The following is a 7,288-nucleotide window of genomic DNA, read 5'->3' as shown; positions in this document are numbered from 1 at the left end:
GCCCACCCCAACGCCCGGTTCACCACCCCGGCCGCGCAGTGCCCGACCATCGCCCCCGAGTGGCAGGACCCGGCGGGCGTGCCGATCTCGGCGATCCTGTTCGGCGGCCGGAGGGCCACCGCGGTGCCGCTGGTCACCGAGGCGCTGAGCTGGCAGCACGGCGTGTTCCTGGGCGCGAACGTCGCCTCGGAGAAGACCGCGGCGGCCGAGGGCAAGGTCGGCGAGCTGCGCCGCGACCCGTTCGCGATGCTGCCGTTCTGCGGCTACAACATGGGCGACTACTTCGCCCACTGGCTGGAGGTCGGCCGCCGCCAGGGCGCGGACCTGCCGCGGATCTACTACGTCAACTGGTTCCGCAAGGGCGCGGACGGCTCGTTCCTGTGGCCGGGGTTCGGCGAGAACAGCCGGGTGCTCAAGTGGATCGTTGAGCGGCTCAACGGCGAGGCCGAGGCCGTGAGCACGCCGATCGGGCTGGTACCCGACCGGCTCGACACCGACGGGCTGGACATCTCCCCGCAGGCCCTGGAGACGCTGCTGTCGGTGGATGCGGAGGCGTGGAAGGAGGAGGCCGCGCTGATCCCGCCGCACTTCGAGACCTTCGGCGACCATCTGCCCAAGGAGCTGTGGGACGAGTACCACGCGCTGGTGAAGCGCCTGGGCTGAACCCGCGATGCCGTTTTTGTCCCGCAGGCGAACTTTCCTGCCTGCCGCGGCGTCTCACTGAGCTGGGGCTGGTTCGGGTCTTTTTCCCGGCCCAGCGAAAATCAGCGAAACTCAGGGAGACGTCGGTGAATCCGGTGACCGCGCTGCTCGCCCTCGCCGTGGTGGTGCTGACCTTCGTCGCCACCAAGTCCACCGCGGCGAAGATCCGGCGGCTGCGGCCCGCCGCCGACGTCCGTCAGGCGCGGGGCGATCTGAACCACTACCAGATCGCCTTCCTGGCGGGCGGGCCGCGCAGGGTCGTGGTCACCGCCTTGGCGACGCTGGCCGCGACCCGGGCGATCGAGATCGCCCGGGGCGGCCGGGTCGGCTTGGCGCGCGGCGCGGCGTCCTACGATCCGGTCGAGCTGGCCGTGCTCGACGCGGTCGCCGCGCGCCCCGGCCGGATCAAGGTGGCCGCGATCCGTGGCGAGGTGGCGCGTGGGCCTGTGCTGGAGGGCCTGCGCCGCGACCTGACCGGCCGCGGCATGCTCATTCCCGAGCAGGTGTACGCGCCGGCCAGTCGTTCGCTGGGCAGGCTGCGCAGGATCTCGCAGGCGGCCCTGGTGACGGCCGTGATCGTCGCGGGGTTGGGCGGCGTGTCGGTGCAGTCCATCGTGATGGCGGTCGTCGTGCTGGGCTTCGCGATGTACGCCCACGCCGTCGCCTCAGAGGCGAACGGCGACCGGCGCAACGCGGTGAGCGCCGCGGGCGACGCCGAACTCGCGGCGGCGCGGCACGTCTACCGCGAGGGCGGCCCGCCGGTCGCGCCCGGAGTCGTCCACGAGGTGGGGATGCCGGTCGCCCTGTACGGGCCGGGCGAGCTCCGTGACGAGAGGCTGCGGCGTGAGCTGACCCGAGACGGGCGGGGCAAGTCCTCCGGGGACGGGGACGAGGTCGGTGGCTGGAGCGACGGGGGCGGTGACGGCGGCGGCGGTGACGGCGGCGGCGAGTGACCCCTCCGAATCCCTGCCGGAGATGGTGGATCCCCGTCACGTGACCGATTGTTGGGACAGGCGACCCCCGGAGGCGGTGATAATTGCCTGTGTCGTATCGCCTGTGATCCGGGCGTGGCTCCGCGCGGTGAGGGCGGTGGCCGGAGGGGAGGATTCCCGTGGGCGTGCGTGATCTGCTCTACCGCCTGTACGAACGCAGGCTGGGCACCAGGCTCGCGCCTGACATGATCCCCCGGCACGTGGGCGTCATCATCGACGGCAATCGCCGCTGGGCGCGCTCGATGGGCCTGGACGACGTCAGCCGCGGCCACCGCAAGGGCGCCGACAAGATCTCCGAACTCGTCACCTGGTGCCGGGACGCCGGTGTCGAGTTCGTCACGATCTGGATGCTGTCCAGTGACAACCTGGCCCGCCCCAAGAACGAACTGGAGCCGCTACTCAAGATCATCGAGGACGTGGTGCAGGAGCTGGTCGCGACCGGGTGGCACATCAAACCCGTGGGCGCTTTGGACCTTCTGCCGGATCACACCGCACATGTCCTGAAAAATGCAAAAGAAGTCACCTCCGACCGTCCCGGGCTGATTGTGAACGTGGCGGTTGGGTATGGAGGAAGACGTGAGATCGCTGATGCGGTGCGCTCTCTCCTCCAGGAGCACGCCAGCACGGGGGCGAGTATCGAGGATCTCGTGGAGGTTCTCGATGTCGAGCACATCGCGGAGCATCTCTACACGCGCGGACTGCCCGACCCGGATCTGGTCATCCGGACCTCGGGGGAGCAGCGCCTCTCCGGCTTCCTGCTCTGGCAGAGCGCCCACTCGGAGTTCTACTTCTGCGAGGCCTACTGGCCGGATTTCCGTAGGGTCGACTTCTTGCGGGCGCTCCGCTCCTACGCCGCGCGGCACCGGCGGTACGGCTCCTGATCCGGCGTACGTGCCGGAAACGGCATGTGAACTGCCCCTTTCAGTCGGGTTCGGCATATTGGGGACCAGCAGTTCAGGACGTACCGTAGAAGGTGGGCGGCAGCGTCCGCCCCACTTCGGAGAGGGCCCGCTTTTGCGCACAACACCTGCTGAGGGGGCCGGAATCCGGCTTCGCCGGCGGCGTGGCGCGGGACCGGGTCCGGTACGAATCCCACCTCATCTGGTCAGGGCGTCGACCCTAAGAAGGCGCCCGGGGGAGATCGCGTGGCAGTGTCCTCGACCCATCTACCCAACGGCAGCCGCCCCGCGCGGCGCACCTACGTGCTGGACACCTCGGTACTGCTCGCCGACCCGGCGGCGATGACCCGCTTCGCCGAGCACGAGGTAGTCCTGCCGATCGTCGTCATCACCGAGCTTGAAGGCAAGCGCCACCATCCAGAACTGGGCTACTTCGCCCGCAAGGCGCTGCGCTACCTCGACGACCTTCGGATCACGCACGGCAGGCTGGACGCGCCCATGCCGATCGGCGAGGGCACCGTGCGGGTGGAGCTCAACCACAGCGACCCGTCGATCCTGCCGGCCGGCTTCCGGCTCGGCGACAACGACACCCGCATCCTCACCGTCGCGCGCTCGCTCGCGGCCGAGGGATGCGATGTGGTGCTCGTTTCCAAGGACCTGCCGATGCGGATCAAGGCCGCGTCGATCGGTCTGGTCGCCGAGGAGTACCGCGCCGAGCTGGTCGCCGAGTCCGGGTGGACGGGCATGACCGAACTACAGGTGACCGGCGATGACATCGCCGCCCTGTTCGAGCACGGCACGCTGGAGCTGCCCGAGGCGGCCGAGCTGCCCTGTCACACGGGCCTGCGGCTGCTCGCCGCGCAGGGCTCGGCGCTGGGCAGGGTCGCGCCGGACAAGTCGGTGAAGCTGGTCCGCGGCGACCGCGAGGTGTTCGGGCTGCACGGCCGTTCCGCCGAGCAGCGGATCGCGCTCGACCTGCTGATGGACCCAGAGGTCGGCATCGTGTCGATGGGCGGCAGGGCGGGCACCGGCAAGTCCGCGCTGGCGCTGTGCGCGGGCCTTGAGGCGGTCCTGGAGCGCCGCCAGCACCGCAAGGTGGTCGTCTTCCGGCCGCTGTACGCGGTGGGCGGGCAGGAGCTCGGCTACCTGCCCGGCACGGAGAACGAGAAGATGGGGCCCTGGGCGCAGGCCGTCTTCGACACGCTCGGCGCGGTGACCACGCCCGAGGTGATCGAGGAGGTCATCGAGCGCGGCATGCTGGAGGTCCTGCCGCTGACCCACATCCGCGGCCGGTCCCTGCACGACGCGTTCGTGATCGTGGACGAGGCCCAGTCGCTGGAGCGCGGGGTGCTGCTGACCGTGCTGTCGCGGATCGGCGCCAACTCCCGCGTGGTGCTCACCCACGACGTCGCCCAGCGCGACAACCTGCGGGTGGGGCGGCACGACGGCGTGGTCGCGGTCGTGGAGAAGCTCAAGGGCCACCCGCTGTTCGCGCACGTCACGCTGACCAGGTCGGAGCGTTCGCCGATCGCGGCCCTGGTCACCGAGATGCTGGAGGACCTCACCGCCTGACGGGCCCCGAGGGTCGTCACGGGGGGAGTTGCGTGTCCGGCGAGGCCAGATCCCGGAACTCGCTGCACACGTGCTCTCCCCGGGTGTGGGGGGTGCCGTCGGGCTCCATCTGGGTGACCTGCACGACCCAGATCTCCCGGCTGCGCAGCCCGGCGGTGGTGCAGGTGAGCTGGGCCAGCGCGGTACGGCTCAGCGTGTCCTCGCCGCCGACGAAGATGTGCAGCCGAAACCCGCGCGGCACGTCGGGGTCGTTCCTGGCGACCTGGCCGTACCGGCTGAGCTGGCTGTCTCGCAGGGTGAAGCCGCGCAGGTCCGAATCCATGCCGGGCGGCGGCAGGTCGCTCGCCTTGAACAGCGCGGCCACGATGTCCTCGATGGTGTTGGAGGCCGCCGACACCCGGGCGGGCGCGAGGCGCTGCCCGCGCAGCAGGTAGACGGTGATGAAGGTCGGCTCGAAGCTGACCACCGGCGCGTGCCCGTGGTCGGCGACGCCGCCCGCCTCGATGCCGCACCCCATCGGGAAGGTCAGCAGCAGCGCCGCCGCCACCCACCTGATGCCTTTCATGCGTTTCATGCGTTCGGCAGCCAGACCGTGAACAGCGTGCCGGGGTCCTGCCGCCGGACCGAGATCGTGCCGCCGTGCAGTTGGGCGTTGGCCCGGGCGATGGGCAGCCCGAGCCCGCTGCCCTCGCTGCGCGCCCGGCCCGCCTCGGCCTTGAAGAACCGGTCGAACACGTGCGGCAGGTCCTCGACCGAGATCCCCTTGCCGTGGTCGCGCACCTTGACCTCCAGCCCGTTGGGCGTGCCGCGGGCGCTGAGCAGTACCGGGGGCGCGCCGTGCCGCAGCGCGTTGCCCACCAGGTTCGCCACGATGACGTCGAACCGCCGCGGGTCCAGGGTGAACGCCAGGCCCTCCGAGACGTTCACCCGCACCTGGTCCGCCCAGCCGCGCACCTCCAGGCAGTCGGCCAGCGCGTCGGCGATGTTGACCCGCTCGACGCGGAGGGTGGCGGTGCCCGCGTCCAGGCGGCTGGCCTCGATCAGGTGCTCGACGAGCACGCGCAGCCGTTCGATCTCGCCGAGGACCAGCCGTACCGCCTTGGCCGGTTCCGGGGGGAGCCGTTCGGCCTCCTCATGGAGCATGTCGGTGACCGCGGTCATGGCCGCGAGCGGGGTGCGCAGCTCGTGGGAGACGTCGGCGACGAAGCGCCGCGAGATGGCCTCCAGCGAGCGCAGCTCGGTCACGCTCTTCTCCAGCGCCGAGGCCGACTCGTTGAACGTCGCGGTGAGCCGGGCCAGTTCGTCGCGGCCGTGTACGGGCAGGCGGGTGTCCAGGCGGCCCTCGCCGAGGGCGCGGGCGGCCAGGCCGAGCCGGCGGACCGGCAGCAGTACCCGCCGGGCCGAAAGCAGCGCGCCGGTGAGCCCGACGATGAGCGTGATCGCGCCCGCCTTCGCCAGGCCCTCGCGCAGGTCGGCCAGGATGCGCTGCTCGTCGGCGAGGGAGACGAAGACGTACACCGTCATCCCGGTCGGCAGGATGGCGCCGTTCCTGGCCAGGCGCTGCACCTGCGTGCCGATGACCAGCCACGTCCGCCCGTCGATCACGGCCCGCTGCGACACGATCCGGTGCCTGGCCCGCACCTCCAGCTCATAGGGCACGTCGCCGACGGTCATGTGCTCGGCCGAGTAGATCGCCTCCTGGTAGGTGAGGATCACCTCGCGGCCGGGGGCGCGCAGCGACCTGTGCACGGCGCTCAGATCCTCGCCGGTGGGCGGCAGCTCGCCCGGCCACAGCGCCCCGATCGGCACCGAGATCTGCTCCAGGGTGTTGGTCACGTCGGAGACCGCGGCCCGTTCGGTGCGGTTCACCAGCGCGGTCTTGACCAGCGTGTACCCGATCCCGGCGACCAGCGCGGAGGCGCTCATCGCGACCAGGGCGAAGGTGATCACCAACCGGCCGCGCAGCCCGGTCGGCCGCCGCCGGGCCCGCCTGAGCGCCTCCAGCGCGTGCCGGAGGTTCCTCACGGGGGGCTGAAGCGGTAGCCGAACCCGCGGACGGTGTGGATGAACACCGGTTCGGCGGGCACCGGCTCGATCTTGGCCCGGACCCGCTGGACGCAGGCGTCCACCAGGCGCGAGTCGGCGATGTGGGAGTGGTCCCACACGACGCGGAGCAGGTGGCGGCGGTTGAGGACCTGGCCGGGGTGGCGGACGAGTTCGAGCAGCAGTCGCAGCTCCGTGGGCGTCAGGTGGATCTCCCGCCCGGCGCGGGTCACCTTCAGCGCGCCGCGGTCGATCACCAGGTCGCCGAACGCGATCCGGTCGGAGGAGGCCGACTCGGCCCGGCGCAGCACCGCGCGGATGCGCGCGTCGAGCACCCGCGGCTCGACCGGTTTGATGACGTAGTCGTCGGCGCCGGCCTCCAGGCCCACCACCACGTCCAGATCGTCGCCCCTGGCGGTGAGCAATATCACCGGAAGCTGGTCGAACCTGCGGATGCGGCGGCAGACCTCCACGCCGTCGATGCCGGGCAGCATCACGTCGAGAATGGCGATCTCGGGCCGCCGGGCGCGTATGTGGTTCAGGGCTTCCTCGCCGGTGGTGAACGCGGTCACCGAGTGGCCCTGCCGCGACAGGGCCAGTTCCAGTGCCGTGCGCACCGAGGGATCGTCTTCGACGAGGAGGATGCCAGCCACGCGGTCATTATGGTTCGCCGGTCAGTGCCGCCGTCGTGTGTCACGGAACTGTGACATATCACCCATGCAATGGGGATAGAGGGCGGCAAGTCTGGTGGGGGGTCCGTCCTTCGGGCTCGGGGGTTCCGAAGGGGGGACCTTACATATGGAGTGCCGTCACCGCTTGGTGGCGGCACGGTAAGTAGAATGTGGCGAACATCACACTCGCCGGGAAAGTCCATGTCACCGCGTGGCTAGATCATCCATACGGTGAACGGTCGCTTGCCCGGGCGGCCCAATTCCGCCGTTCCGGTTGCGGAGCACCCCCTGGTTCACGGCATGCTCATAGGTCGTGAGTTCAGGTCCGGAGTTGAGAGAGCGCGCCGCGTCACAAGGGACCCGGGGCCGCCGCAGGAGCACCCAGCGCTCCGCAACCGGCTGTCTCTTA

7 protein-coding genes are annotated in these 7,288 nt (G+C 70.7%); 4 read left to right on the top strand and 3 right to left on the bottom strand.

What is annotated here, in order from left to right; all coding sequences use genetic code 11:
* The 4 genes from C1I98_RS32385 to phoH2 form a co-directional block, all read left to right on the top strand.
* On the top strand, positions 1–663 hold a 663-nt coding region (locus tag C1I98_RS32385; protein WP_146607770.1), incomplete at its 5' end, for a phosphoenolpyruvate carboxykinase domain-containing protein.
* 125 nt (positions 664–788) lie between these two features.
* On the top strand, positions 789–1,655 hold the full coding sequence (locus C1I98_RS32380; protein WP_158558273.1) for a TIGR04222 domain-containing membrane protein: 867 nt from the start codon (positions 789–791) through the stop codon (positions 1,653–1,655).
* Positions 1,656–1,813: 158 nt separating this feature from the next.
* The gene (locus tag C1I98_RS32375; protein ID WP_111171153.1) at positions 1,814–2,575 is read left to right on the top strand and encodes an isoprenyl transferase; all 762 of its coding nucleotides are present in this window, start codon (positions 1,814–1,816) and stop codon (positions 2,573–2,575) included.
* A 321-nt stretch (positions 2,576–2,896) separates the two neighbouring features.
* Positions 2,897–4,165, top strand: a complete 1,269-nt coding sequence (phoH2, locus tag C1I98_RS32370) for an RNA 5'-3' helicase PhoH2 (protein WP_199537370.1) — start codon at positions 2,897–2,899, stop codon at positions 4,163–4,165.
* Between the two features lie 16 nt (positions 4,166–4,181).
* On the opposite strand, the gene C1I98_RS32365 is transcribed toward phoH2, so the two are convergent.
* From C1I98_RS32365 to C1I98_RS32355, 3 genes are read right to left on the bottom strand one after another with little or no spacing between them, the layout of a single operon-like run.
* Entirely contained in the window at positions 4,182–4,730 is a 549-nt protein-coding gene (locus tag C1I98_RS32365) for a hypothetical protein (protein ID WP_111171151.1), read from the bottom strand.
* Between the two features lie 5 nt (positions 4,731–4,735).
* Positions 4,736–6,190, bottom strand: a complete 1,455-nt coding sequence (locus C1I98_RS32360) for an ATP-binding protein (RefSeq protein ID WP_233508376.1) — start codon at positions 6,188–6,190, stop codon at positions 4,736–4,738.
* A complete protein-coding gene (locus tag C1I98_RS32355) occupies positions 6,187–6,861 on the bottom strand; it encodes a response regulator (RefSeq protein WP_111171150.1) in 675 nt (224 codons plus the stop codon). The genes C1I98_RS32360 and C1I98_RS32355 overlap by 4 nt, the downstream gene beginning before the upstream one ends.
* Between the last annotated feature and the right edge of the window lie 427 nt (positions 6,862–7,288).

It is taken from the genome of Spongiactinospora gelatinilytica (assembly GCF_003236385.1).
In the GTDB taxonomy this organism is placed as follows: Bacteria; Actinomycetota; Actinomycetes; order Streptosporangiales; family Streptosporangiaceae; genus Spongiactinospora; species Spongiactinospora gelatinilytica.
Note: the sequence above shows the minus strand (reverse complement) of the source record. Positions and strands in the feature narration are given on the sequence as shown.

Bases quoted from the DNA above. Each gene is read 5' to 3' on its own strand.
- C1I98_RS32365 (WP_111171151.1), bottom strand. From the start codon at position 4,730: ATGAAAGGCATCAGGTGGGTGGCGGCGGCGCTGCTGCTGACCTTCCCG.